Origin of the sequence: Streptomyces shinuiensis, from assembly GCF_043660855.1 — a bacterium.
Classification (GTDB): domain Bacteria; phylum Actinomycetota; class Actinomycetes; order Streptomycetales; family Streptomycetaceae; genus Streptomyces.
Map to the genome: position 1 here is coordinate 5,191,491 of NZ_JBIHML010000001.1, position 24,475 is coordinate 5,215,965.

The window sequence follows — 24,475 nt, forward strand, 5'->3', positions numbered from 1 at the left end:
CGGGGGCGCGGGGTTCCGCGCCCCCGTGGAACACGTTGCCCGCAAGCCTTCCGCGGACGCCTGCCTCCGGCCCAGGGCCGAACGGGCCACCCGGGCCTGCCGAGGGCCCCGGGTGCGCCGGCGTCCGGGGGAAGGCCCGCGGTCGGCGGAGCGTCAGGCGAAGCAGGCCTCCCAGGTCCTGGGGCCGACGACGCCGTCGACCGCCAGGCCGTGCCGTGTCTGGAAGCGCTCGCACACCTCCTTGGACCGCGCGTCGTACCGCCCGCCCGTGCCGGGGGACCAGCCGCGCTCGCGCATCCGCCGCTGCCACAGCCCCACGGCGGGGTGCTCGGTGGCCGGCGGATGGCTGAGGTAGACGCCGGGCCAGGCGGGGGGACCGGAGGCGGGCTCCAGCGAGCCGTCCCGCACATGGGAGGAGAGCATGCCCGGGCAGGACGTCGGCAGGTGGTCGCCGTGCCGGTTGATCCCGTGGCCCGCGCCGCCGATGTCGCGCAGATTGGCGATCGACCAGCGGAAGGCGTCCAGGAGCTCCTCGGTGACGGGGTCGTAGTCGGAGGAGGAGCCGCCGGTGAGCGCGCACACCGCGTACCAGTCCCGGTTGCCGGGGTCGGTGCCGTTGGCGGCGGTCCGCACCCACGGCCCCCGGCCCTCGAAGACGCGGCCGTGGACGCACACCAGATAGGTGTAGGCGATGTCGGCCCAGCCGTTGCCGTCCATGTGGTGGTTCTGGATGCCGCGCACCTGGCCGGCGCACTCGCCGTGGTCGAGGCGGGCGACACGGGTGCCGCCGACGTGGTGGACGGTGGTGCCGCCGTTCCCCGGTGCGATGCCGGAGGGCCGGTTGGTGGGGGCGCGGGCGCCCCATTCCGAGCGGGGGACGAAGACGGCCATCAGGCGTCCACCCCCTCCCGGCAGCACTCCACACCGGCGTTGAGGGGCTCGCCGGGGGCGTCGTCGTCGGCTTCGTCGGGGTAGAGGGCGGCCGGGTGGTAGGGGTGGGTGACCGCCGGGAGCCGGTACTCGCCGGCCGCGGCGCCGGTGCCGAGGACGCCCAGGGGCGGAAGCGCGGCGGCGCCGGCCGCGGCCGCCGCGGCGGTGCCGGTCAGGCCCAGGAAGCCACGCCGGGTCGGGCGGGGGGACGGTCCGGGAGACGGTCTGGGGGACAGTGTGGAGGACAAGGGGTTCTCCTGCCGCCGAGGGGTGGGGAGGGCTGGGGGACGGGGACGGGAAGCCGTCCGCCGGAGTGCGCACAGGGGCCTACCCCCCGGCGCCCGGTACAGGCTCGGCCGTACCGGTGAACACTGCCGCCCCCGACGCTGACCGACCAGACGGTATGCAATAGGCGGCGGGGCGTCTAAGCTCCTGCCGACCCCGCCGGCAGTGCACCGGCACACCGACGCGCCGATACGGCGGGAAGGAGGACCCCCATGGCCATCGACCCCACGGGAGCCGACCTCAAGCGGATGCTGGCCGAGGACCCGGGCGGCCCGGTCGTCATGCTCAACCTGCTGCGCTTCGCCCCGGACGGCCGGGCCTCGTACGAGGAGTACGCGCGGCACCTGGCGGACCGCTTCCTGGAGCGCCACGGCGCCGAGGTGCTCTACGCCGGCGACGGCGCCACGGCCCTGGTCGCCGAGGACGGGCAGGAGTGGGACGCGGTGCTGCTCGTCCGCTACCCCAGCCGGGAGGCGTTCTGCCGCATGGTCGCCGACCCCGAGTACCAGCAGGTCACCGCACTGCGCACCCGCGCGCTGACCGAGGCCGTGCTCCAGCCGACCGTCCCGTGGACCTCACGCGGCGGCTCCTCCTCCGACGGGGACTGACGAGCGGCCGGGCCCGTCCGCGCGTTCCCCGGCGCGGCCCGGCCGGGACATGGCACCGTGGCCGCCGTGACGAGGGACGTGGTGACGGGGGACGAACTGCTGTCCGCGCTGGCGGGACTGAGACGGGCGACCGTCGCAGGACGGCGCGCACCGCACAAACCGCTCCTGCTGCTGTGGCTGCTGGGCCGCTTCGCGGCCACCGGCAGCACGGCGGTGGCCTATGGCGAGGCCGAGGAGCCGGTCGGCCGCATGATCGACGACTACGGCCCTCCCGCGCGGTCCTCCGACCGCGCCGCCATGCCTTTCGTGCACCTGGAGCGCACCCTGTGGGATCCGCGGGACGCCGACGGCCGCCCCATACCCCCTTCCGCCCCCGAGCGGGGCTCCTGGTTGCGCGCCCGGGGCGCGACCGGGCGGCTGCACGCGCCCGTCGAGCGCCTTCTGGCCGACCCCGGCACCCTGGCCTCCGCCGCCCGCCTCCTGCTGGACCTCCATTTCACCCCCGTCCTCGAACCCGCGATCCGCGCCGACGCCGGACTGGACCTGACGGCCGTGGAGGAGGCCGCGCTCACCCTCGGGGCGCGGAGGCGCCGCCCGCGCAGGCCGGAGTTCGCCCGGCAGGTGCTGCACGCGTACGCCCGCGCCTGCGCGATGTGCGGCTACGACGGGGTGCTGGGCCGCCACCCGGTCGGGCTGGAGGCCGCCCATGTGCGCTGGCACAGCCAGGACGGCCCGGACGAGCCGTCCAACGGTCTGGCGCTGTGCTCCCTGCACCACGCGCTGTTCGATCTGGGGGCGCTCGGCCTCACCCCGGACCTGCGCATCCGCGTCTCCCCCCGCTACACCGCCCGCGGCCCGGCGGGCCGGGCCGTCGAGGCGCTCGACGGCGCCCCGCTGGCCGGGCCCCGCCCCGGACGGCCGACGGTCGACCCCGTCTTCGTCGAGTGGCACGACCGTCAGGTCTTCAAGCACGCCGGCCGAGCGGCCACCGCCTGAACGCCGCGGCCACCGGCTGCCGGAAGCGCGCGGAGGTGGCGGGCGGGGTCGCGGACGCGCATGCGGTGCCCCTGAGCGGGTACGGCGTCCTCCTGCACAGGAGATCACCGGCGGTCGCGGACGACCGCGTACGCCATCGAGCCGAGGAGGCCGTCATGACCACCCCCGAGGAGAACCGGCCGAAGACCGAGAAGACCGACCAGGTCGTCTTCGACGAGCAGGGCCAGGATTCCGCCCGCCGGGCCGAGGAGGCCAACAAGGACCGCGGGAACGTCGGACGGCAGCTGGAGGACGCCATGAACGAGGCCGGCGTGGACCGCGAGGACCTCACCGGCGAGAAGGGCGAGGGCGGGCGGAGTTAGCCGCACCGCCGCCGGGCCCCGCGAGCGGCCCCGCGCACACCTCCGGGGCGCGACCGCTCGGCGGCCGCGCCCCGGAGGTTGCCGTCGGTCGGGGCTCAGCCCTTGCCGGAGACCGCCCTGCCCACATCGTCCGGTCCGTCGAAGCGGTCCCTCCCCAGCGGCGAGAGCTCCTCGACGACATCCTTCTTCGCGCCCTTGTCCTTGGCGTTCCTCACCAGGGACTCGCGGCCGGCGGGGTGGTCCACGCCGACCGGGACCTTCCGCAGCTCGATCGGGTCGCTGATCTTCGCCATCGGATTCCTCCTCACGGGGCTGCACAGCCCGTACGGCCGGCCTGGTGCCCCGGCGGCCGGGAGCGGGTCAGGAGGAGGCGCTGCTCGCCGCGCCCGGCGCACGCCGACCCCGCGCCGGGCGCCCCCGGCGCCCGCGGGAGACGCCGGACGCGCCGCCGCGTCCGGAGGAACCACCCCGGCCGGAGGAGCCGCTCCGGCTGGAGGAGCTGCTCCGGCCGGACGCGCCGCCGCGGGGCCGCTGGGGCCGCTCGGCGGGCGGCGCGGCGATGACCACGGGAACGCCGGAGGGCTCCTTCGCCCCGGTGATCCGGACGAGTTCCTCGCCGGTGGACCGCACCGGGGTGACCCGGGGCGACACACCGGCGGCGGCCACCATCCGGTCGACCTCGCGGCGCTGCTCGGGAGTGACCAGGGTCACGACACTGCCGGACTCGCCGGCCCGGGCGGTACGGCCGCCGCGGTGCAGGTAGTCCTTGTGGTCGGCGGGCGGATCGACGTTGACGACCAGATCGAGGTTGTCGACGTGGATGCCGCGGGCGGCGACGTTGGTGGCCACCAGGACCGTGGCCTGCCCGTCCTTGAACTGCTCCAGCGTGCGGTTGCGCTGGTTCTGCGACTTGCCCCCGTGCAGCGCGCCGGCCCGCACCCCGCTGGCCAGCAGTCTCCTGACCAGCCGGTCCACGGCGCGCTTGGTGTGCACGAACATGATCACGCGCCCGTCGCGGGCGGCGATGCGCGTGGCGACCGCGTTCTTGTCGTCGGTGCTCACCCGCAGGATGTGGTGCTCCATCGTGGTGACGGCGCCGGCCGGGGGGTCCACGGAGTGGACCACCGGGTCGGACAGGAAGCGCCGCACCAGCCGGTCCACGTCGCGGTCCAGGGTGGCGGAGAACAGCATCCGCTGGCCGTCGGGGCGCACCTGGTCCAGCAGAGCGGTGACCTGCGGGAGGAAGCCCATGTCGGCCATCTGGTCGGCCTCGTCCAGCACGGTGGTCCGCACCTCCTCCAGCCGGCAGTCGCCGCGCTCGACCAGGTCCCTCAGCCGCCCGGGTGTGGCGACGACCACCTCGGCGCCGTTCCTGAGCGCGGCGGCCTGGCGGCCGATGGACAGGCCGCCCACGACCGTGGCCGTCCGCAGCCGTACGGCCTTCGCGTACGGGGTGAGGGCGTCGGTGACCTGCTGGGCCAGTTCCCGGGTGGGCACGAGCACCAGGGCCAGCGGGCGGCGCGGCTCGGCGCGGTGCCCGGCGGTGCGGGCGAGCAGGGCCAGTCCGAAGGCGAGGGTCTTGCCCGAGCCGGTCTGCCCACGGCCCAGGACGTCGCGGCCGCCCAGCGAGTCGGGCAGGGTGGCCGCCTGGATCGGGAACGGCGCGGTGACGCCCTCGCGCCCCAGGGCCTCCAGTAGCGGGGCGGGCATGTCCAGCTCGGCGAACGAGGCGGCCGGAGGCAGCCCGGGGGTGCCGGCCGGCGCCATGGGCTCGTCCCGGCGCGGGGCGCCCCTGCGGCCGGAGGCCGTCTTCTGGGCGGGGAGCCGCACGGGGGCCTGGGAACGGGGGGGACGGCGGCGGGCGGGACGGGCGGAACGGGTTCCGGAACTCTGGTTCACGCGGGGTGGGACCTTCCTCGGAGCGGCGCGTGCCGGGGAGGCTCCGCGGCGCGTGAGCGGGCGGAGAGTCGCGGGAACGAGCCGGTGAAAGAGCGGATCGCGCTGCTGCGCGGAGAAAACCGGCCGGGCGGGCCGGCCGGGAGCGTACGGCTGGAGGGGTGCGCGGCCGGCCGGCCGGCGGCACGGCCGCGGACCGGAACGCGGCACGAGCCGGGGCCCGCACCCTGTGGCGCGGGCCCCGGCTTTTCGTGGTGCTGCGCGTCGCGTTCGCCGAACGCGACGGGATCAGGCGGGAAGGATGTTCTCCGCCTGCGGGCCCTTCTGGCCCTGGGTGACGTCGAAGGTGACCTTCTGGCCCTCGTGGAGCTCGCGGAACCCCTGGGTGGCGATGTTCGAGTAGTGCGCGAAGACGTCGGCGCCGCCGCCGTCCTGCTGGATGAAACCGAAACCCTTTTCCGCGTTGAACCACTTCACGGTGCCAGTAGCCATACTTTTCTCTCCTCCAGATAGGGGCAGTGCAGGAGATCCGCACTGCGCGGATCTCCGTGTCGCCGCAATGAGACCCCGCCGGAAGAGCCGGAAAAACAAAGGCGCCTGAAGGTCACAAACCGTCAGGCGCGCACAAAGTTCATGGGTACCAAAACTGCAACGTGGTCAAACTTAACACACATTCGCTCCCGGCGGGTGGTCGGCAAAGCCGCCGCCGGAGCGCCCGGCACGCAGACCGCTCCGGCCCGGGCGGCGGCCCCGCCCGGCGCTCCGGGGGACGGGGAGAGGGGGAAACGGGGCCGCCGGGGTCAGCCGTCGGTGCGGATCTCGGAGCGGTCCCGGCCCCACAGGGTGTGGTAGGAGCCGGGCCGGTCGGCGCGCCGGTAGGTGTGGGCGCCGAAGTAGTCGCGCTGCGCCTGGGTGAGGGCGGCGGGCAGCCGCCCGGCGCGCAGGGCGTCGTACGAGGCCAGCGCCGCCGAGAGGCCCGGCACGGGGACGCCGTACCGGACGGCGGTGGCCACCACCGCCCGCCATGCCTCCTGCGCGGCGCCGGTCTCCCCGGCGAACTCCTCGTCGGCCAGCAGCGTGGGCAGCGCCGGGTCCGCGGCGTACGCGGCGCGCACCCGGTCCAGGAAGACGGCCCGGATGATGCAGCCGCCGCGCCAGACGGCGGCCACGGCCCCCAGGTCGATGTTCCAGCCGTACTCCTCGCTCGCCGCCCGCATCATGTTCCAGCCCTGGGCGTAGGAGGTGATCTTCGAGGCGTACAGGGCCTGCTCGACCTGGTCGGCGAAGTGCGCGGCGTCCCGCTCGCCGAGTGGGGACCGGTGGGGGCCCGGCAGGCCGGCGGCGGCCTCGCGCAGGCCGGTGTGCCCGGACAGGGAGCGGGCGAAGACCGCCTCGGCGATGCCGGAGACCGGCACGCCCAGGTCCAGCGCGGTCTGCACCGTCCAGCGGCCGGTGCCCTTCTGCTCGGCGGCGTCGGCGACGACGTCGACGAAGGGACGCCCGGTGGCCGCGTCGGTGTGGGCCAGCACCTCGGCGGTGATCCCGACGAGGTAGGAGTCCAGGCGCCCGGTGTTCCAGGCGCGGAAGACCTCGGCGGCCCGGGCCGGGGCATACCCGGCGACGGTGCGCAGCAGGTCGTACGCCTCGGCGATGAGCTGCATGTCGGCGTACTCGATCCCGTTGTGCACCATCTTCACGAAGTGCCCGGCACCGTCGGGCCCGATGTGCGCGGTGCAGGGCGCGCCGTCGGGGGCCTTCGCCGCGATGTCCTCCAGCAGCGGGCCGAGCGCGGCGTACGCCTCGTTCGAGCCGCCGGGCATGATGCTCGGCCCGTGCAGGGCGCCCTCCTCGCCGCCGGAGACGCCCGCGCCGACGAAGTGGACGCCGTGCTCGCGCAGTGCCCGCTCGCGGCGGCGGGTGTCGGCGAAGTGGGCGTTGCCGCCGTCGACGACGATGTCGCCCGGCTCCAGCAGCGGCGCGAACTCCCCGATGACGGCGTCGGTCGCCCCGCCCGCCTTGACCATCACGATCAGGCGGCGCGGCCGCTCCAGCGCGGCGGCGAACTCCTGCGGGGTCCCGGCGGGCACGAAGTCGCCCTCCCCGCCGAACTCCTCCACCAGCGCCTTCGTCCGGGCGCCCGTGCGGTTGTGCACGGCGACGGTGTAGCCGTGGCGGGCGAGGTTGCGGGCCAGGTTGCGGCCCATGACGGCGAGTCCGGTGACGCCGATCTGCGCGGTGTGGCTCATGGTGTGGCTCCTGGGGACACGGGGAACGCGGTACGAGGCCGAGCGGGGCCGGGAAGGAGCGGTGTACCCGGGTACACCGCCGTGACTCCGCTCACCTGGCGTCCGCGTAGCACTCCACCACGGCCGTGGTGAACGGGAAGCGCACCGGGGTCTCGCCGAAGGCCGCCCGGCCCGCCCGCTCGCCCGCCGCGCGGACGGCCTCCGCCACCGCGTCCGCCTCCCGCGCGGGGCAGTGCACGATCACCTCGTCGTGCTGGAAGAAGACCAGCTCGGCGTGCATCCCGGCCAGGGACTGCCGCAGGGAGGCCAGCACCAGCAGCATCCAGTCGGCCCCGCTGCCCTGCACCACGAAGTTGCGGGTGAACCGGCCGCGGGCCCGGGCCGCGCCGCCGCCGGAGGGGCCCGGCGCGTCCGGCTCGGGCGGGCCGGGCGGGCCGGCCCCGCCGTCGCCGGGATCCGCCTCCCGGGCGGCCGAGGGCGGGCAGGTGCGCCCCAGCCAGGTGCGCCCCAGCCGGCCCTCCTCGCCGGCCCGCGCCGCCTCGTCCACGTACGCCACCGCCGCCGGGTAGCGGCGCCGCAGGTCCGCCAGGTGCCGCAGGCCGTCCCCCGAGGTCTGCCCGTACACCGCGCCCAGCAGCGCCAGCTTGGCCCGGTCCCGGTCGCCGCCGAACGCCCGGTCCGACAGGACCGAGTACATGTCCCGGCCGCTTCCGGCCACCTCCATCAGCCCCCGGTCGCGGGACACGGCGGCCAGCACCCTGGGCTCCATCTGGTCGGCGTCGGCGACCACCAGCCGCCATCCCTGGTCGGCCACCACCGCGCGCCGCACCACCTTGGGGATCTGCAGCGCGCCCCCGCCGTTGCTCGTCCAGCGGCCCGTGACCGAGCCGCCGGGCACGTACCCGGGATGGAAGCGGCCGTCGCGCACCCAGGTGCGCAGCCAGGACCGGCCGTGCGCGGTGTGCAGCCGGTACAGCGTCTTGTGGCGCAGCAGCGGGGCGACGGCCGGGTGGTCGATCTTCCGCAGCTCCCACGCCCGGGTCGAGGACAGCCGGATCCCGTCCCGCGTGAACGCCCTGACCACGTCCGCCGGCAGATCGGGCCGCACCCGCACCCCCGGCCCGAAGGCGCGCGAGACCTCCTCGGCCAGCTCCGCCAGCCGGGCGGGCTCGCCGCCCGGGTAGCTCTCGCCCAGCAGCTCCCGCAGCAGCTCCCGGTGGACGTCCGCACGCCAGGGCACCCCCGCGCGGTTCATCTCCGCCGCCACAAGCGTCCCCGCGGACTCCGCCGCCAGCAGCAGCCGCATCCGCTCCGGTCGTCCGGCCGCCTCCACCCGCCGCAACTGGCCGGCGTACACCTCCAGCAGGGCGGCGAGCGGATCGGTGTCCGGCGGCAGCGGCACCGGGCCCGGCGCGAACAGCGAGGGCTGCCGGTCGGCCGCGGGCAGCGGCGGGTCGTCCGGCACCGGCGCCCGGTGCAGCCGCGCCCAGGCCGCCGACAGCGAACGCGGCTCGCCCCACCGGCCCTCGTGGCCCAGCAGCAGCGCCTCGCACGCCTCGACGTCATGGCACCGCTCCACCCGCACCCCGGCCTCCAGCAGCCGCGGGTACACCTGCGCCGTCGACCGCCACACCCACCGGGTGACCGGGCCGGACGCGGTGCGCTCCGCCACGGCCCGCGCCACGTCCGGCCCGGTCACCACCGGGCCCGCCGCGCGCCCCTGCCCGTCCAGCGGACACAGCAGGGTCGCGCCCTCGTCGGTCACCGCCACCGCCCAGCGCGCCGCGCTCCCCCGCTCCCGTCCGCCCCTTCGCCCGGGGCCGTGGCCGTCCCGCATACGGTGGAGTGTGGCAGCGCGGACCGACAACCGGCCGCGGTCTTCGCCCCGCGGTGACGCGGGGCCGCCGATCGGGCATACTCCAATCGCCACAGCCGCTGGTCAGCCGCTCTCGCGACCCGAGGAGCGACATCGGCCGGTACCACCACTTCCCGGTGGCGGCGCCCCACCCCGAGCGCCCGCCGCCGCAGCCCCCGACAGGGAGGAGAGCGCCGCGATGACCCAGTACGGCCCCCAGCCGGTGGAACGCCGGATGCCCACCGAGGAGGCCCGCGACCTCCTCACCCTGGTTCGCGAACTCGCCCAGCGCGAGATCCGGCCGGCCGCGGCCGAGGAGGAGGAGAGCGGCCGCTTCCCCCGCGAGACCTTCGCCCTGCTGTCGGAGTCCGGCCTGCTCTCCCTGCCCTACGGCGAGGAGTTCGGCGGCGGCGAGCAGCCCTACGAGGTGTACCTGCAGATCCTGGAGGAGCTGGCCGCGGCCCGGCTCACCGTGGGCCTGGGTGTCAGTGTCCACACCCTCGCCTGCCACGCACTCGCCCGCTACGGCTCCAAGGAGCAGTGCGCCGAGCACCTTCCGGCGATGTTCACCGGCGGGCTGCTGGGCGCGTACTGCCTGTCCGAGCCCTCCTCCGGCTCCGACGCCGCGGCGCTGCGCACCCGCGCCGTCCGCGACGGCGGCGACTGGGTGATCGACGGCACCAAGGCGTGGATCACCCACGGCGGCATCGCCGACTTCTACACCGTCATGGCCCGCACCGGGGGAGAGGGACCGCGCGGCATCACCGCCTTCCTCGTCCCGGGCGACGCCGAGGGACTCGGCGCCGCCGCCCCCGAGCGCAAGATGGGGATGGGCGGGTCGCCGACGGCCCAGGTCCACTTCGACGGGGTCCGCGTCCCCGACAGCCGCCGGATCGGCGAGGAGGGGCAGGGCTTCGCCATCGCCCTGGACGCCCTCAACTCCGGCCGGCTCGGCATCGCCGCCTGTGCGATCGGGGTCGCCCAGGCCGCCCTCGACGAGGCCCTGGCCTACACCGCCGGGCGCGACCAGTTCGGCCGCCCCGTCTCCGACTTCCAGGGGGTGCGGTTCATGCTGGCCGACATGGCCACCCAGATCGAGGCCGGCCGCGCCCTGTACCTGACCGCGGCCCGGCTGCGCGACGCCGGGGAGCCCTTCGCCCGGCAGGCCGCGATGGCCAAGCTGTTCTGCACGGACACGGCCATGAAGGTCGCCACCGACGCCGTCCAGCTCCTCGGCGGTTACGGCTACACCCGCGACTACCCGGCCGAGCGCCTGATGCGGGAGGCCAAGGTGCTGCAGATCGTCGAGGGCACCAACCAGATCCAGCGGGTGGTCATCGCACGCCACCTGGCCGGTCCCGAGAGCCGCTGAACGTACCGGCGGTCCGCCCCGCCGAACGGCCCCGGGGGCGGACCGCCGGCCCCACGCCGCCTTCCCGCCGCCCTCGGCGGGGGCGTGCCGGCTCCGCTGCTCCGCTGCCGCCGGGCCCGTCGGCTCCGCCGGGGCGCGGCCGGCGGCGGGCCGTGCCACAGGCTCCCGCACCACATACCCGTACCCCTTCCCGGAGGTGGCGCTCAGGCTCTCCCACCGGTCGGCGGGGAACGGCCGGGCCGGGACCGCGGCCCGGCCCGCGCGGGGCGGCGCGAGCCGTCAGTGGCGCGGATGCCGCCCGTGCGGAACGCGCATCGGGTGTGTACCCGGGCCGCCGACGTGGGAGAACGGCTGCATCCGCCAGTGCAGTCCCTCGGGCAGCGTCAGCAGCGTCGCGGCGTCCTGCTCCCGGGTCTCGTGCCCGGAGCCCTCGGGCCCGGCGTCCTCCACCGGACGCCCCGAGCCCTGGCACACCGTCAGGCCGAAGGGATTCCACGGAGTCGGGCACAGGGCGTGCTCGGGGAGCTTCTCCTCGTCCGCCAGCAGCGCTATCGGCTGCGCGCAGTCCGGGCAGACCACCCGGAAGATCTCGTAGGTCTCGTGGGCGTCGTAGGCCTCGGCACTCTCCTCGTGGGCCTCGGTGTCCGGGTGACCGGCGTGGAGCGACTTCACCTTGCGCATGCAATCCCCCTTGGACGGGCTGCCGGGTGTCCGATCGAGGGAGTCCCGGCCACAGCAAGCATTTCCCTCCGTCGCCCTTCCGTAATCTCCGCGCCCTCCCGGACACGGGAGCGCGAGTGTGGCGTTCGTCACATGCTCGCGCCCCGGGGTCGCCGACAGGCCGAACGGTGTGCCGTGGTGCGCCCGGCGCAGTAGGTTGCCTGTCGTGGAGGAGCTGGATCGTCGCATCGTGGAATTGCTCGTCAGAGACGGGCGGATGAGCTACACCGACCTGGGCAGGGCCACCGGCCTGTCGACCTCGGCGGTGCATCAGCGCGTTCGCAGGCTGGAGCAGCGCGGTGTCATCCGCGGCTACGCGGCCGTCGTCGACTCCGAGGCGGTCGGGCTGACCATGACCGCCTTCATCTCGGTCAAGCCGTTCGACCCCAGCGCCCCGGACGACATCGCCGACCGGCTCGCCGAGGTGCCCGAGATCGAGGCGTGCCACAGCGTCGCGGGCGACGAGAACTACATCCTCAAGGTCCGGGTCGCCACCCCCATCGAACTGGAGCACCTGCTGGCGCGCATCCGCTCCCTGGCGGGGGTCTCCACCCGCACCACCGTCGTGCTGTCCACCCCCTACGAGGCCCGGCCGCCCCGCGTGTGAGGGCCACCGCGCCGCGTACGGGCGACCCCGGCGGCCGGGGGCGGCGGGGGAGGGGGAGACTGGCAGCCATGAGCGACAGCACGGCTCCCCTCGGCCGCCCCCGCACCGTCCTCCTGCGCGGAGGCGAGGTCCACAGCCCCGCCGACCCCTTCGCCACCGCCATGGTCGTCGACGGCGGTGGCATCGCCTGGGTCGGTTCGGAAGGGGCCGCGGACTCCTTCGCCGACGGCGTCGACGAGGTGGTCCACCTCGACGGAGCGCTCGTCACACCGGCCTTCACCGACGCCCACGTCCACGCCACCGCGACCGGCCTGGCGCTCACCGGCCTCGACCTGGCCGGTGCCGGTTCCCCGGCCGAGGTCCTGGACCGCGTACGGGAGCACGCCCGGGCCCGTCCCGGCGACCGGATCCTGCTCGGCCACGGCTGGGACGCCGCCGCCTGGCCCGGGCAGCGGCTGCCCTCCCGCGCCGAACTCGACGAGGCCGCCGGCCACCGGCCGCTCTACCTCACCCGCGTCGACGTCCACTCGGCGCTGGTCACCACCGCGCTGCTCGACCTCGTCCCCGGCGCCCCCGGCATCACGGAACTGCCCGGCTACGCCCCCGACGCCGCCCTGACCGGCGACGCCCACCACGCGGTGCGCGCCGTCGCCCACGCCTCCGTCACCCCCGCCCAGCGCACCGAGGCCCAGCGCGCCGCCCTGCGCCGTGCGGCCTCCCGCGGCATCGGCACCCTCCACGAGTGCGCGGGGCCGGAGATCTCGAGCGAGGACGACCTCACCGGCCTGCTGGAGCTGGCCGCCGCCGAGCCCGGACCCCGCGTCTTCGGCTACTGGGCCGAGCACATCACCTCCCCCGAAGGCGCGCGGCGGGTGCGGGAGCTCGGCGCCCTCGGCGCCGCGGGCGACCTCTTCGCCGACGGTTCCCTGGGCTCCCACACCGCCCATCTGCACGAGCCCTACGCCGACGCCGGCCACCGCGGCACCGGCCACCTGGACGCCGACGCCGTCGCCGCACATGTCGCCGCCTGCACCGAGGCCGGGATCCAGGCCGGCTTCCACGCCATCGGCGACGCCGCCCTCACCGCCGTCACCGAGGGCGTGCGCGCGGCAGCCGAACGGGTCGGCCTGGAACGCGTGCGGGCCGCCCGGCACCGCGTCGAGCACGCCGAGATGCTGACCGGGGCCACCATCGCCGCCTTCGCCGAGCTCGCCCTCACCGCCTCCGTCCAGCCGGCCTTCGACGCCGCGTGGGGTGGCGAGGAGGGCATGTACGTCCGTCGCCTGGGCCGCGAACGCGCCCGCACCCTCAACCCGTACGCCGCCCTGCTGCGCGCCGGTGTGCCCCTGGCGCTCGGCTCCGACAGCCCTGTCACCCCGCTCGACCCCTGGGGCACCCTGCGCGCCGCCGCCTTCCACCGCACCCCCGGACACCGGATCTCCGTTCGTGCCGCCTTCACCGCCCACACCCGCGGCGGCTGGCGGGCGGTCGGCCGCGACGACGCCGGCGTCCTCGTACCCGGAGCCCCGGCCGACTACGCGGTCTGGCGCACCGGCGACCTGGTGGTGCAGGTGCCCGACGGCCGGATCGCCGCCTGGTCCACCGACCCGCGCTCGGGCACCCCTGGTCTGCCGGACCTCGGCCCGGACCGCCCGCTGCCCCTCTGCCTGCGGACGGTGGTCGGGGGACGGACGGTCTACGAACACTCGAACGGGTGACGGGGGACGGGCCCATACCGCCGAACGATGTCCCCGAGGTCTGCCCTCCCACGGTGGCTCTCTCGGTACTGACCTGCTGCTTTGAAGAAACGCCGCAGGTCGTGAGGGTGTTGACAGGCTGTGGCGGTCGGCGGGTAGGTTCGGCCGGGTCCACCACAGGACGTCCGACCGGGGATCCTCCGCGCACAGTCGTCGAGCGAGCTGGGTCATGGGCGGTGCGTCGCACCGGCGTACGGCCGGGAGCCAGACCCAGCGTCCGCGGCACGGGGACGGAGCGATCCCGGCTGGTCGGCGGTGCGACCCGGGTGGGGCCCGGAGGCTCAGTAGACAACGACTTTCGGCCGATCCGCAGCCAGCGGGTCCCAGGTCGGCCCGAAGGGCGCCGGGCCCCGATCCCGAGGAGGCCCCTGTCCGGCCCGCGGTCCGCGCGGGCCGCCCGTCCCACCCCTGTGCGGAATCTCCGCATCCGCCCCACCCCGTACCCGTGGAAGCCGCCGGGCGTTGTACGGTCGGGCTCGTCACCGCACGACCTGCGAGAAAGGCCGCGACCGTGCCATCGGGTCCCGAGACCACCGCCGAAGCCGAGACCGGCGGCGCGGCCGCCGACCGTCCGGACGAGCCGCCGCACCGCCGTACGACCGTTCCGGCCGGCACCCCGGACCGCGCCGCGGCCGGAGGAGCCCCCGGCCCGGCCGCCGGCGAAGCCGGGACCCGCACAGCGCCCCGGCTTCCCGTCCGCCTGGCCCGGTCGGCACGCCGCGGGGCGTGGCGCACGGTGGCGGCGGCGGTGAGCGGTGCCGCCCTGGCCGCCGCCTTCCCCCCGTACGGCCTGTGGCCGCTGTCGATCGCCGCGGTCGCAGCCCTCGCCCTCCTCACCCGGGGGCGTACCGCCCGCCAGGGGGCCTGGCTCGGTCTGGCCATGGGACTGCCGTTCTTCCTCGTGCTGCTCAAGTGGCTCCACGTGATCGGCCGGGACGCGGTGTTCGGCCTGTCCCTGGTCGAGTCGCTGTTCTTCGTCCCGATGGGCGCCGCGCTGGCCGCGACCTCGCGGCTGCCGCTGTGGCCGCTGTGGGGCGCCTGCCTGTGGGTGGCCGAGGAGTGGGCGCGTGACCGTATCCCCTTCGGGGGTTTCCCCTGGGGGCGGCTGGCCTTCGCCGTCACCGACTCGCCGTTCCTGCCGCTGGCCGCTCTGGGCGGCGCACCCCTGGTGACCTTCGCCGTCGCGCTGACCGGCACCCTGCTCGCCGCCGCCGTCCCGTACGGCGCGGCCGCCGCCCGCCGACGGCGGAGAACGGGCGGGGCCGAGGGGACCGCCGCCCCGGCGGGTGGCGGCCCCCGTACGGTGCGCCCGGCCCTCGCCGCCGCCGGGGCGGCCGCCCTGGCGGCGGCCGTCACCGCCGCCGGCCACGCCGTGCCGGTCCGCACCGCGGCGGCCGACACCGTCCGTATCGCCGTCGTCCAGGGCAACGTTCAGCAGCCCGGCATGGACTTCCTCGGCCGCCCGATGCTGATCCTCAACAACCACGTCGAGGCCACCCTGAAGCTGGCCGAGGACGTGGAGGCGGGCCGGGAGGAGCGGCCCGATTTGGTGATCTGGCCGGAGAACGCCTCGGATCTGGACCCGCACCGGTACCCGCAGGCGTACGACGCCATCGACCGGGCGACGAAGGCCGTGGGCGTCCCCGTCCTCGTCGGAGCCCTCGTCGGCCACCCCGAGCGCGAGGGCTACGTCGAGAACCAGGGCATCGTCTGGGATCCCGAGGCGGGCCCCGGAGCCTCGTACACGAAGCAGCACCCGGTGCCCTTCGGCGAGTACGTTCCCTACCGCGACCAGCTCAGCAAGGTCATCACCCGCCTCCAGCGCGTCCCGCGCGACTTCTGGCCCGGCGAGAGCACCGGGGTGATGGACGTCGGCCCCGCCCGGCTCGGCGACGTCATCTGCTTCGAGGTCGCCTACGACGAGATCGTGCGCGACACCGTCAACGACGGCGCCCGCGCGCTGGTGATCCAGACCAACAACGCCACCTACGGCAACACCGGCCAGCCCGAGCAGCAGCTGGTCATGTCCCGGCTGCGGGCCGTCGAGCACGGGCGGGCCGTGGTCACCGCCGCCACCAGCGGCATCAGCGCGATCGTCGCCCCCGACGGCACGATCGGGCAGCGCACGGAGGAGTTCACACAGGACGTGATCACCGCCGACCTCCCGCTGCGCGACGAGACCACCCCCGCCGACCGGATCGGCCCCGTACCGGAGTGGGTGCTCGCTATGGTGGGCGTCCTGTCCTGCGCCGCGGCCCTCGCGACCGGCCGACGGGGGCGGGCACACGGGGTGAACAGGACGGACGAGAAGAGGCGGCAGCAGTGAACGACGCGGGGCAGCGCCGGAGGGATCCGCTCGGCAGGGTCCTTGTGATCATCCCGACCTACAACGAGGTCGACAACATCCGGCCGATCGTCACCAGAGTGCGCACCGCCGCCCCCGAGGCCCACGTCCTGGTCGCGGACGACAACAGCCCCGACGGCACGGGGAAGGCCGCCGACGAGATGGCGGCGCGGGACGAGCGGGTCCACGTCCTCCACCGGGAGGGCAAGGAGGGGCTGGGCGCCGCCTACCTGGCGGGCTTCCGCTGGGGCATCGACAACGGCTACGACGTCCTGGTCGAGATGGACGCGGACGGCTCCCACCAGCCCGAGGAGCTGCCCAGGCTGCTGACCGCGCTCAAGGGCGCCGACCTGGTGCTGGGCTCGCGCTGGGTGCCGGGCGGGCGGGTGGTCAACTGGCCCAGGTCCCGCGAGTTCCTCTCCCGCGGCGGCAGCATGTACTCCCGGACGGTGCTCGGCATGGCGGTGCGGGACGTCACCGGCGGCTACCGGGCCTTCCGCAGGGAGACCCTGCTGGGGCTGGGCATGGACGACGTCGCCTCCCAGGGGTACTGCTTCCAGGTGGATCTGGCCCACCGGGCGGTGCAGGCCGGGTTCCAGGTGGTGGAGGTTCCCATCACCTTCGTCGAGCGCGAGCGCGGCGACAGCAAGATGAGCCGCGACATCCTGGCCGAGGCGATGTGGCGGGTCACCGCCTGGGGTGTGCGGTCCCGTGTGAACCAGGTGCTCGGCCGCAGGCACACTGGATGACATGACGACCGGCGCACCGTACCCGTACGAGCCCCCTCCGCGGCACTCCCGGCCCGGGCCGGGAGGCCCGGGATCCCCCGGCACAGGGCCCCGGCGCCGTCCCGGGCGCGGCCTCGCGCCCCTGGGGCTGGCGGCCTTCGTGATCCTGGAGATCTGGCTGCTGATCCTGCTGGCGGACGCCGCGAACGGACTGGCCGTCCTGGCCGTCCTGGTCGCCGGGGCGGTACTCGGCGCCGCGGTCGTCAAGCGCGCGGGACGCCGAGCCTGGCGCGGTCTGGTCGAAACCGTCGAGAGCCTTCAGCCGGGTGCCGAGCCGCGCCCCGGACCGCGGGCGGACCGCGGCGGGCACGGACTGGCCATGCTCGGCGGCCTGCTGCTGATGCTGCCCGGTCTGATCTCGGACGCTGCCGGGCTGTTGTGCGTCTTCCCGCCGACGGCCGTGCTGCTGCGCCGCGGCGTGGAGCGCCGGCTCGGCCGTCGTACCGGCTTCGCCCCCGGGTCCCTGGGGGACTCCCTGCGGCAGGCGCGTACGGCGGAGGAGCAGTTCCGCATCCACCGGCCCGACGGCAGGGTGGTGCAGGGAGAGGTCGTGCGCGACGACGAGCGCGACGCCCGCCGCGGCGAGGACGGGTAGCGGGCGGGAGGAGCGCACGGACGCAGACGCGGGCGAGGGGCCCGACCACCGGCCGGTGGTCGGGCCCCTCGCCCGCGTGCTCCCGCCGCGTGCCGCCGTCAGGCGGACTTGCGCTTGCTGTCCCGCGGGTGCACGGCGATGTTCATGGTCCCGGAGCGCAGGACCGCCAGCCTCTCGGCCAGCACCTCCTCCAGCTCCTCACGGGTGCGCCGCTCCATGAGCATGTCCCAGTGCGTACGCGCGGGCTTGCCCTTCTTCTCCTCGGGCCCCTCGCCGTTGACCAGGAGCGCCTGGGCGCCGCATACCTTGCACTCCCACTCCGGCGGAATCTCGGCCTCAACCGAGAACGGCATCTCGAACCGATGACCGTTCTGGCATGCGTACTCCACGGCCTGGCGCGGCGCCAGGTCGATACCGCGGTCGGTCTCGTAGCTGGTCACCACGAGTCGCGTGCCGCGCAGAGCTCGCTCACTCATGAATCGTGCCTCCCGGGCTTGTCGCCCACAGGACAGGTGTCGCTGTCGTCGTCATCCGTTCAACGTCCGGTCGGCGGTGAAGATTCCCGATCTGGGACATGCGTCGCCCGTCGTGCCGCTGCCTCGTCGGATATGCGGTACCCGCAGCCGCCCGCTTTGTCACATCCCACAAGGGAGGTAACGTAACGTTCGCCTATCCTTGGCGTGCGGTAACGGTCCATCCGGCGAGTTGCAGGCGTACACTACCCGCCCTTCGGCCGATGGCCTAAATCCGATCCGGCGCAGCGGCGCCCACCGCCGCCACCGCTCGTCTGATCGGTACCCGCGACAGCAGGACGAAACCCAGAACGAAGAAGATCACCAGTGAGATGATCGCGTCCCGATAGCTGCCGGTGAGCTGGTAGGTGAGCCCGAACACCAGCGGTCCCAGCCAGCTTGTGCCGCGATCGCTCACCTCGTACAGCGAGAAGTACTCCGCCTCCTTGCCCGGCGGCACCAGTTGCGCGTACAGCGACCGCGACAGCGCCTGCGTGCCGCCCAGCACCATTCCGATCGCCGCGGCCAGCACGAAGAACCACACCGGCTCGCCCGCGGGCAGCACGTATCCGGCGCCCACCGTCGCCGTCCACGCCACCAGAGAGCCCAGGATCGTGCGCTTGGCGCCGTAGCGCACCGCCAGCCGCCCCAGCAGCAGCGCCCCCACCACCGCCAGGACCTGCACCAGCAGGACCGCGCCGATGAGGGTGGTCTGGTCCATCCCCAGTTCTCCGGCGCCGAAGACCGAGGCCTGGGTGATCACCGTCTGCACACCGTCGTTGTAGAGCAGGTAGGCCAGCAGGAACATCAGGGTCAGCGGGTAGCGGCGCAGATCGCGCAGTGTCCCGGCGAGCTGCCGCCAGCCGCCCCGCAGGGACATCCCTGCGCCGGCCGGACCGCCGCGGGCGTGCGCGGCGGGCCGCTCGCGCAGCCGTCGCAGCGGGATGATCGCGAAGACCGCCCACCACAGGCCCGCCGAGGCCAGGCAGATCCGCACCGCGGTGCCCTCGTCCACACCCAGCGACTCGTGCCCGAGGAACAGTGCCAGATTGGCCACCAGCACCAGGGACCCGGAGGCGTAGCCGAAGGCCCAGCCCCGGGAGGAGACCGCGTCCCGCTCCCCGGGGGTGGCGATCTGGGGCAGGAAGGAGTTGTAGACCACCACGGCCGTGGCGTAGGAGACGTTCGCCACCACCAGCAGCGCGCCGCCCAGCAGATAGCGGTCGCCCTCCAGGAAGAACATCCCCGTGGTGGCCGCCGCCCCCAGGTAGGCGAACACGCCCATGATCGGCTTCTTGCGGCCCGACCGGTCGGCGATCGCCCCGGCCAGCGGCATCACCAGCACCGACAGCAGCACCGAGACGGAGACGGTGTAGGCGAAGTACGAGCCGGCGCGGACCGGGATGCCCAGGGGGTGGACGTAGCCGGCGCCGTCCGCCGCGGCCTCGGCGACCGAGGTCAGATAGGGGCCGAGGAAGACGGTGAGCACGCTGGTGGAGAAGACGGAGACCGCCCAGTCGTAGAAGTACCAGCCGCGCTGCTCGCGGCGCCGCTCGGCGGCCCCGGCGAAGCCCTCCGCGCCACTCGTGTCACCGGCGCCCTCCGTGCCGCCGCCCGCGCTCCTCGCCGCTCCTCCGGCGTCCCCGGCGCCCCCGGCCCCCGCCACGGTCTCGGTGCCCACCCGCGCCCCCTCGTTCGTCCCGTGCGCAGACGCGGGTCGCGGGCGGGGAGCGGCCCGTGCCGCCCGGCCGCCGGACGTCAGATCCAGGCCCCCCGCTCGGCCAGCACCGTGCGCAGTGTCTCGATGTGATCGGTCATGATGCCATCCACGCCCAGATCCAGCAGCGCCCTCATCCGCTCCGGATCGTTGACCGTCCACACGTGCACCTGGAGACCCCTGCGGTGGGCGTGGCGGACGAACGCCCGGTCCGCCACCGGTATCCCGCCGTGCCGCACCGGGACCTGCGCGCACAGCGCGCCGCGGCCGACCGCGCCCGGCAGGCGGTACGAGCGCAGCCGCAGGCCCAGGACACCGCGTGTGCCCAGCGAGGTGGCCAGCCGCGGGCCCGCCAGGTGCCGGGCCCGGGCCACCCGGGACTCGTCGAAGGCCCCCAGGCACACCCGGTCCCAGGCGTCGGCGCGGTCCAGGATCTCCAGCAGCGGGGCGAGCGCGGCGTCCGCCTTGACGTCGATGTTCCAGCGGGCGCGGGGGAAGGCGCGCAGCAGGTCGGAGAAGAGCGGCACCGGCTCGCCGCCGCCCACCCGGACCCGCCGCACCCGCGCCCACGGCAGGGAGGCGATCGCCCCGCTGCCGTCGGTGACCCGGTCCAGCGTGGCGTCGTGGAAGGCGACCAGCTGCCCGTCCGCCGTGGCGTGCACGTCGGTCTCCAGATAGCGGTAGCCCAGTTCCACCGCCCGGGCGAAGGCGCCGTGGGTGTTCTCCGCCCCCGGGGCGGCGCCGCCCCGGTGGGCGAAGGCCAGGGGGGCGGGGTGGTCGAAGAAGGGATGGTCGGGGCGCGGTGCGCGGAGGGCCGGTGCCGTCATGGACGCAGTATGGCGCGACGCCGCCGGTGTTCCTGCGGGCGGTCCGCCGAGCCGTCCGCGGTGCCGCCCCCGGCGCGGGCGGGTGCGCCGAGGACCCTCAGGAAGAACTGGGAGAGCGGCCCGATCGCCAGGGCGTAGAGCACCGTGCCCGCGCCCACGGTGCCGCCCAGCAGGAAGCCGGTGGCCAGGGCGGCCATTTCGATGCCCGTCCGCACCAGGCGCACCGAGCGCCCGGTGACCCGGTGCAGGCCGGTCATCAGGCCGTCGCGCGGGCCCGGCCCGAAGCGCGCCGTGATGTACAGGCCGGTCGCCGCCCCGTTCAGCACCACCGCGCCCACCAGCAGCGGCGCCCGTAGCGCGATCGCCCCCGGCTCCGGCAGCAGGGCCAGGGTGGCGTCCATGGCCAGACCCACCACGACCACGTTGGAGACGGTGCCCAGGCCGGGCCGCTCCCGCAGCGGTATCCACAGCAGCAGCACGGCCGCGCCGGTGATGATCACCACGGTGCCGATGGTCAGCCCGGTGTGCCCGGAGACACCCTGGTGGAAGACGTCCCACGGGCCGAGGCCGAGGTCGGCGCGGACCATCAGCGCCAGGCTGGCCCCGTAGAGCACCAGACCGGCGTAGAGCCGTACGAGGCGGCGGGCGAGGCGGTCGGGGAGGCGCCGTCCGGGACGGCGGCCGGCGGGCGGGGCGGAACCGCCCGGATCCCTGGGACATCTGGAATCTCTGGAACCGGACAAGGAGCCGTCCTTTCTGGCGCATTGGATCGATGCGTGACACTCTGTGGCCCGTAAGCGGTTCCCGGACATGGCCAATCCCGAGAAGGTGGACTCAACCGATGGCTCAGTGGACCTCGGCGGTCGGAGCGCCGCAGCTCGCCCGTCTCCTCTCCTCCCACCGCTCCGAGGCCGGCGGAGCGCGGCGGACGCCCGCCTACCGGGCCCTCGCCGACGGAGTGCGCCTGCTGGTGCTGGAGGGCCGCGTCCCCGTCGCCGCCCGGTTGCCCGCCGAGCGGGAACTGGCCGCGGCCCTGTCCGTCAGCCGCACCACCGTGGCCGCCGCGTACGAGGCGCTGCGCGGCGACGGATTCCTGGCGTCGCGCCGCGGCGCGGGAAGCTGGACGGCCCTGCCCGCCGGCAACCCCCTGCCGTCCGGCGGGCTGGCGCCCCTGCCCCCCGACGCGGCCGGGACCATGATCGACCTGGGCTGTGCCGCCCTTCCCGCCCCCGAGCCCTGGCTCACCCGCGCCTTCCAGGGAGCCCTGGCCGATCTGCCTCCCTACGCCCACACCCACGGCGACTACCCGGCGGGGCTGCCGGTCCTGCGCCAGGCCCTGGCCGACCGCTACACAGCCCGCGGCGTCCCGACGATGCCCGAGCAGATCATGATCACCACCGGCGCCATGGGCGCGGTGGCCGCGATCCGCGCGCTGTTCGCGCCGCGCGGCGAGCGCGTCGCCGTCGAGCACCCCTCGTACGCCAACGTGCTGCGCCTGCTGAGCGAGGGGGGCGCCCGGCTGGTGCCCGTCGCGATGGGCGAGGGGCTCACCGGCTGGGACCTGCCCGCCTGGCGCCGGGTGCTGAGGGACGCCGCGCCGCGGATGGCGTACGTCGTCGCCGACTTCCACAACCCCACCGGTGCGCTGGCCGGGGAGGAGCAGCGCCGGGAACTCGTGGCCGCCGCCCGGGCCGCGGGCACCGTGCTGGTGGCGGACGAGACCATGGCCGGCCTCGACCTCGACGCCCCGCCCGGCAAGCCGATGCCCCGCCCGGTCTCGGCGTTCGACCCGGGCGGCTCCACCGTCGTCACGGTCGGCTCGGCCAGCAAGGCCATCTGGGCCGGCCTGCGCATCGGCTGGATCCGGGCCGCGCCCGAGACCATCCGCAGCCTGGTCGCGGCCCGTGTCTACGCGGACCTGGGCAGCCCCGTGCTGGAGCAGCTCGCCGTCGCCCGGCTGCTGGTGGAGGGCAGCGGGCGGAGCGGTGGGCAGGAAGGCGGGGACAGCGGCTGGGACCGGGCCATGGAGGTCCACCGCGAGCGGGCCCGGGAGAACCGCGCCGCCCTCACCGGGGCTCTCCGGGAGCACCTCCCGGACTGGGGGTTCACCGTCCCGCGCGGCGGCCTCACCCTGTGGGCGCGCACCGGTGATCTGTCCGGTTCGCGGATCGCCGAGGCGGGCGAGCGGCTGGGCGTGCGAGTCCCCTCCGGGCCGCGCTTCGGGGTGGACGGCGCGTTCGAGGGCTATGTGCGGCTGCCGTTCACGGTCTCCGGCCCCGTGGCCGCCGAGGCCGCGGCCCGGCTGGCGGCGGCCGCGCGGCTGGTCGCCGACGGGCGGAGCGCGGGGGGCGACATCCCGCGCAGCTCCGTCGCCTGAACCACCGTCGGCCCCGCCGCCCGCGCGGCGGGGCCGACGGTGGTTCAGGCGACGGAGCCTCAGCGGACCGGCCGCCGGGCCGGGGCCTTCGGCGGCCCGGCCACCGGCTCCGGCAGCAGTTCCAGGACCGCCCGGCGCTGCGGCTCGGCCGCCTCCTCGTCGAAGGGGTCGGGGGCGGCGGGCACCTGCAGGCGGTGCACGGGTCCCGAGCCCAGCCGGGCGTAACCGCGCCCCGGGGGGACCTCGGGCGGCGGTGTGGTCGAGGGTGCCGCACCGAGCACCGCCCGCACCTCCTGCGGCGTCGCCGCACCGAGCACCACCCGTGCCCGGGTGTACGCGCGGACGGCCCCGGTCAGCTCCTCCGCGCCCTCGAACTGGTCGGCCAGCGCCACGGTCACCCGCACCGCGCGCCCGTACCGAAGGGGCACCTGGAGCAGGTCCTGCGGGTCGCGCTGGCCTTCGGCGCGGGCCAGGTGGCTGAGCACCGAGGGCCGGTCCACCAGCACCCACAGCGGGCGGCAGAGGTCCTCCGGCGCGTCCCGCCCGGTCTGGCGGACCCGGTTGGCGGCCAGCAGCCTGCGCTCCGTCTCCCGCACCACCCACTCCAGCGCCGACAGCGCGCCGGCCGGCGTGGACTCCACCGCCGGTACCCTGCCGCGCCCGGCCAGGAACGCGTACTCACCCGCTCCGCCGCCGTCCACGACCAGCACCTCGCCCTGCCGCAGGGCCTGGAGGGCGACCGACCGCAGCAGCGTGGTCGTCCCCGACCCCGGGTGGCCCAGCGCCAGCAGGTGAGGCTCGGTGGAGCGCGGGCCCGTACGCCACACCACCGGGGGCACGTCCCGCCGCTCGCCGCCCTCCGCGACCACCGGCACCGTGCGCCGGACGGTGTGGAGGTCGGTGAAACCGAGCACGGTCTCGCCGGGCGCGGTGACGAAGCGCTGCGCGCAGACGCCGGCGGGCAGCGGTGGCAGCGCGGTCAGGGTGAGCTCGCCCACTTCCTCCTCCCAGGCGAAGTGGTACTCCCGGCCCCGGCCGGCCTTGGCGCACAGCAGTTCCTGGAGGCGCGCGCGGGACTCCGGATCGCCGTCGCCGAAGTGCGGCGGGTAGCGCAGCCGCAGCCGGGCCAGCCGTCCCTCCCCGGCGAACGCGAAGCCGGTGAAGGCCCGCCGCCAGTCGCCGTCGTGGGCGTACAGGGGCTGCGGGCGGGGGTCGTCGGCGAGCGACAGATGCGGCACCAGTGCTTCGTAGAGGGTCTGCAGCCGTGCGCGCTCGGCCTCGCCCGGCTCGGCTCCGGCGGTGTCCGGGGACCGGTCGCGGCCCTGCCGGAGCGCGGCGCCCGCCAGGGCGACCGCCCCCAGCAGCGGCCCGTACGGGGTCAGCCACAGCGCCAGCAGGCAGGCGGTCACGGCGAACAGCACCGGCCCCCGCCGCTCCCGGGGGGTGCGCTCCCAGCGGCGCCGCCCCGCGGAGGCGAGGCGGCCCAGCCCGCGGGCGGCCACGGCCGGCAGGTGCAGTGCGTCGAGGGCGTGCTCCGCGGCCGCCCGCCGCAGTTCCCGCCCGCGGGCCGGCGGGGCGGCGCCCGGTACGGGGTGGGGATGGGGGTGGGGATGGGAAGCGTGCAGCGGGGTGAGTGCCGGGGGGAAGGGCCGCCAGGCCACGCCGAATCTCCTGCCGTCCG

General features: G+C 75.6%; 23 protein-coding genes. 10 read left to right on the plus strand and 13 right to left on the minus strand.

Annotation, left to right across the window (positions count from 1 at the left end; translation table 11 throughout):
- Window positions 1–153: 153 nt before the first annotated feature.
- Both ACGRHY_RS23560 and ACGRHY_RS23565 read right to left on the minus strand, forming a co-directional pair.
- Window positions 154–891: a peptidoglycan recognition protein family protein gene (locus ACGRHY_RS23560; protein ID WP_394637304.1), complete on the minus strand. Its 738-nt coding sequence runs from the start codon at window positions 889–891 to the stop codon at window positions 154–156.
- Window positions 891–1,178: a hypothetical protein gene (locus ACGRHY_RS23565; RefSeq protein ID WP_394637305.1), complete on the minus strand. Its 288-nt coding sequence runs from the start codon at window positions 1,176–1,178 to the stop codon at window positions 891–893. The genes ACGRHY_RS23560 and ACGRHY_RS23565 overlap by 1 nt, the downstream gene beginning before the upstream one ends.
- Before the next feature lie 249 nt (window positions 1,179–1,427).
- Between ACGRHY_RS23565 and ACGRHY_RS23570 the strand changes: the two genes are divergently transcribed.
- From ACGRHY_RS23570 to ACGRHY_RS23580, 3 genes are all read left to right on the plus strand, one after another.
- Window positions 1,428–1,823, plus strand: a complete 396-nt coding sequence (locus tag ACGRHY_RS23570; protein WP_394637306.1) for a DUF1330 domain-containing protein — start codon at window positions 1,428–1,430, stop codon at window positions 1,821–1,823.
- An 81-nt stretch (window positions 1,824–1,904) separates the two neighbouring features.
- Window positions 1,905–2,819, plus strand: a complete 915-nt coding sequence (locus ACGRHY_RS23575; RefSeq protein ID WP_394638174.1) for a phosphorothioated DNA-binding restriction endonuclease — start codon at window positions 1,905–1,907, stop codon at window positions 2,817–2,819.
- A 155-nt stretch (window positions 2,820–2,974) separates the two neighbouring features.
- Complete coding sequence (locus tag ACGRHY_RS23580; RefSeq protein WP_394637307.1) at window positions 2,975–3,181, plus strand: hypothetical protein; 207 nt, start codon at window positions 2,975–2,977, stop codon at window positions 3,179–3,181.
- A 95-nt stretch (window positions 3,182–3,276) separates the two neighbouring features.
- Here the strand turns inward: ACGRHY_RS23580 and ACGRHY_RS23585 are convergent, their stop codons facing one another.
- The 5 genes from ACGRHY_RS23585 to ACGRHY_RS23605 form a co-directional block, all read right to left on the minus strand.
- Complete coding sequence (locus ACGRHY_RS23585; protein WP_394637308.1) at window positions 3,277–3,474, minus strand: DUF2795 domain-containing protein; 198 nt, start codon at window positions 3,472–3,474, stop codon at window positions 3,277–3,279.
- A gap of 67 nt (window positions 3,475–3,541) precedes the next feature.
- Window positions 3,542–5,080 carry a DEAD/DEAH box helicase gene (locus tag ACGRHY_RS23590; protein WP_394637309.1) on the minus strand — a complete coding sequence of 513 codons (1,539 nt, stop codon included), beginning with the start codon at window positions 5,078–5,080 and terminating at the stop codon, window positions 3,542–3,544.
- Window positions 5,081–5,365: 285 nt separating this feature from the next.
- The gene (locus ACGRHY_RS23595; RefSeq protein WP_093656524.1) at window positions 5,366–5,569 is read right to left on the minus strand and encodes a cold-shock protein; all 204 of its coding nucleotides are present in this window, start codon (window positions 5,567–5,569) and stop codon (window positions 5,366–5,368) included.
- A 308-nt stretch (window positions 5,570–5,877) separates the two neighbouring features.
- Window positions 5,878–7,323 carry an NADP-dependent phosphogluconate dehydrogenase gene (gene gnd, locus ACGRHY_RS23600; protein WP_394637310.1) on the minus strand — a complete coding sequence of 482 codons (1,446 nt, stop codon included), beginning with the start codon at window positions 7,321–7,323 and terminating at the stop codon, window positions 5,878–5,880.
- Between the two features lie 91 nt (window positions 7,324–7,414).
- Window positions 7,415–9,160 carry a bifunctional 3'-5' exonuclease/DNA polymerase gene (locus ACGRHY_RS23605; RefSeq protein ID WP_394637311.1) on the minus strand — a complete coding sequence of 582 codons (1,746 nt, stop codon included), beginning with the start codon at window positions 9,158–9,160 and terminating at the stop codon, window positions 7,415–7,417.
- Between the two features lie 217 nt (window positions 9,161–9,377).
- Between ACGRHY_RS23605 and ACGRHY_RS23610 the strand changes: the two genes are divergently transcribed.
- Window positions 9,378–10,550, plus strand: coding sequence for an acyl-CoA dehydrogenase family protein (locus ACGRHY_RS23610; protein WP_394637312.1), 1,173 nt, complete (start codon window positions 9,378–9,380; stop codon window positions 10,548–10,550).
- Window positions 10,551–10,829: 279 nt separating this feature from the next.
- Here the strand turns inward: ACGRHY_RS23610 and ACGRHY_RS23615 are convergent, their stop codons facing one another.
- Window positions 10,830–11,231, minus strand: a complete 402-nt coding sequence (locus tag ACGRHY_RS23615; RefSeq protein ID WP_394637313.1) for a hypothetical protein — start codon at window positions 11,229–11,231, stop codon at window positions 10,830–10,832.
- A 205-nt stretch (window positions 11,232–11,436) separates the two neighbouring features.
- Between ACGRHY_RS23615 and ACGRHY_RS23620 the strand changes: the two genes are divergently transcribed.
- From ACGRHY_RS23620 to fxsA, 5 genes are all read left to right on the plus strand, one after another.
- The gene (locus ACGRHY_RS23620; protein ID WP_394637314.1) at window positions 11,437–11,877 is read left to right on the plus strand and encodes an Lrp/AsnC family transcriptional regulator; all 441 of its coding nucleotides are present in this window, start codon (window positions 11,437–11,439) and stop codon (window positions 11,875–11,877) included.
- A gap of 68 nt (window positions 11,878–11,945) precedes the next feature.
- A complete protein-coding gene (locus ACGRHY_RS23625; protein ID WP_394637315.1) occupies window positions 11,946–13,595 on the plus strand; it encodes an amidohydrolase in 1,650 nt (549 codons plus the stop codon).
- Between the two features lie 550 nt (window positions 13,596–14,145).
- On the plus strand, window positions 14,146–15,960 hold the full coding sequence (gene lnt / locus ACGRHY_RS23630) for an apolipoprotein N-acyltransferase (protein ID WP_394637316.1): 1,815 nt from the start codon (window positions 14,146–14,148) through the stop codon (window positions 15,958–15,960).
- Entirely contained in the window at window positions 15,957–16,727 is a 771-nt protein-coding gene (locus tag ACGRHY_RS23635; RefSeq protein ID WP_394637317.1) for a polyprenol monophosphomannose synthase, read from the plus strand. The genes lnt and ACGRHY_RS23635 overlap by 4 nt, the downstream gene beginning before the upstream one ends.
- A gap of 1 nt (window position 16,728) precedes the next feature.
- On the plus strand, window positions 16,729–17,361 hold the full coding sequence (fxsA, locus tag ACGRHY_RS23640) for an FxsA family membrane protein (RefSeq protein WP_394637318.1): 633 nt from the start codon (window positions 16,729–16,731) through the stop codon (window positions 17,359–17,361).
- A 98-nt stretch (window positions 17,362–17,459) separates the two neighbouring features.
- Here fxsA and ACGRHY_RS23645 read toward each other — a convergent pair whose 3' ends face one another.
- The 4 genes from ACGRHY_RS23645 to yczE form a co-directional block, all read right to left on the minus strand.
- Entirely contained in the window at window positions 17,460–17,837 is a 378-nt protein-coding gene (locus tag ACGRHY_RS23645) for an RNA polymerase-binding protein RbpA (protein ID WP_093656502.1), read from the minus strand.
- Window positions 17,838–18,102: 265 nt separating this feature from the next.
- On the minus strand, window positions 18,103–19,539 hold the full coding sequence (locus tag ACGRHY_RS23650) for an MFS transporter (RefSeq protein ID WP_394638175.1): 1,437 nt from the start codon (window positions 19,537–19,539) through the stop codon (window positions 18,103–18,105).
- Between the two features lie 92 nt (window positions 19,540–19,631).
- On the minus strand, window positions 19,632–20,417 hold the full coding sequence (locus tag ACGRHY_RS23655; RefSeq protein WP_394637319.1) for a glycerophosphodiester phosphodiesterase family protein: 786 nt from the start codon (window positions 20,415–20,417) through the stop codon (window positions 19,632–19,634).
- Window positions 20,414–21,160 (minus strand): membrane protein YczE, encoded by a 747-nt coding sequence (gene yczE, locus ACGRHY_RS23660; protein ID WP_394637320.1) that lies wholly within the window; start codon window positions 21,158–21,160, stop codon window positions 20,414–20,416. Before yczE ends, ACGRHY_RS23655 begins: the two co-directional genes overlap by 4 nt.
- A 98-nt stretch (window positions 21,161–21,258) precedes the next feature.
- Here yczE and yczR point away from each other — a divergent pair, with 98 nt between their 5' ends.
- Window positions 21,259–22,794, plus strand: coding sequence for a MocR-like transcription factor YczR (yczR, locus tag ACGRHY_RS23665; RefSeq protein WP_394637321.1), 1,536 nt, complete (start codon window positions 21,259–21,261; stop codon window positions 22,792–22,794).
- Between the two features lie 59 nt (window positions 22,795–22,853).
- On the opposite strand, the gene ACGRHY_RS23670 is transcribed toward yczR, so the two are convergent.
- Window positions 22,854–24,419, minus strand: coding sequence for a hypothetical protein (locus tag ACGRHY_RS23670; protein WP_394638176.1), 1,566 nt, complete (start codon window positions 24,417–24,419; stop codon window positions 22,854–22,856).
- Window positions 24,420–24,475: the final 56 nt, after the last annotated feature.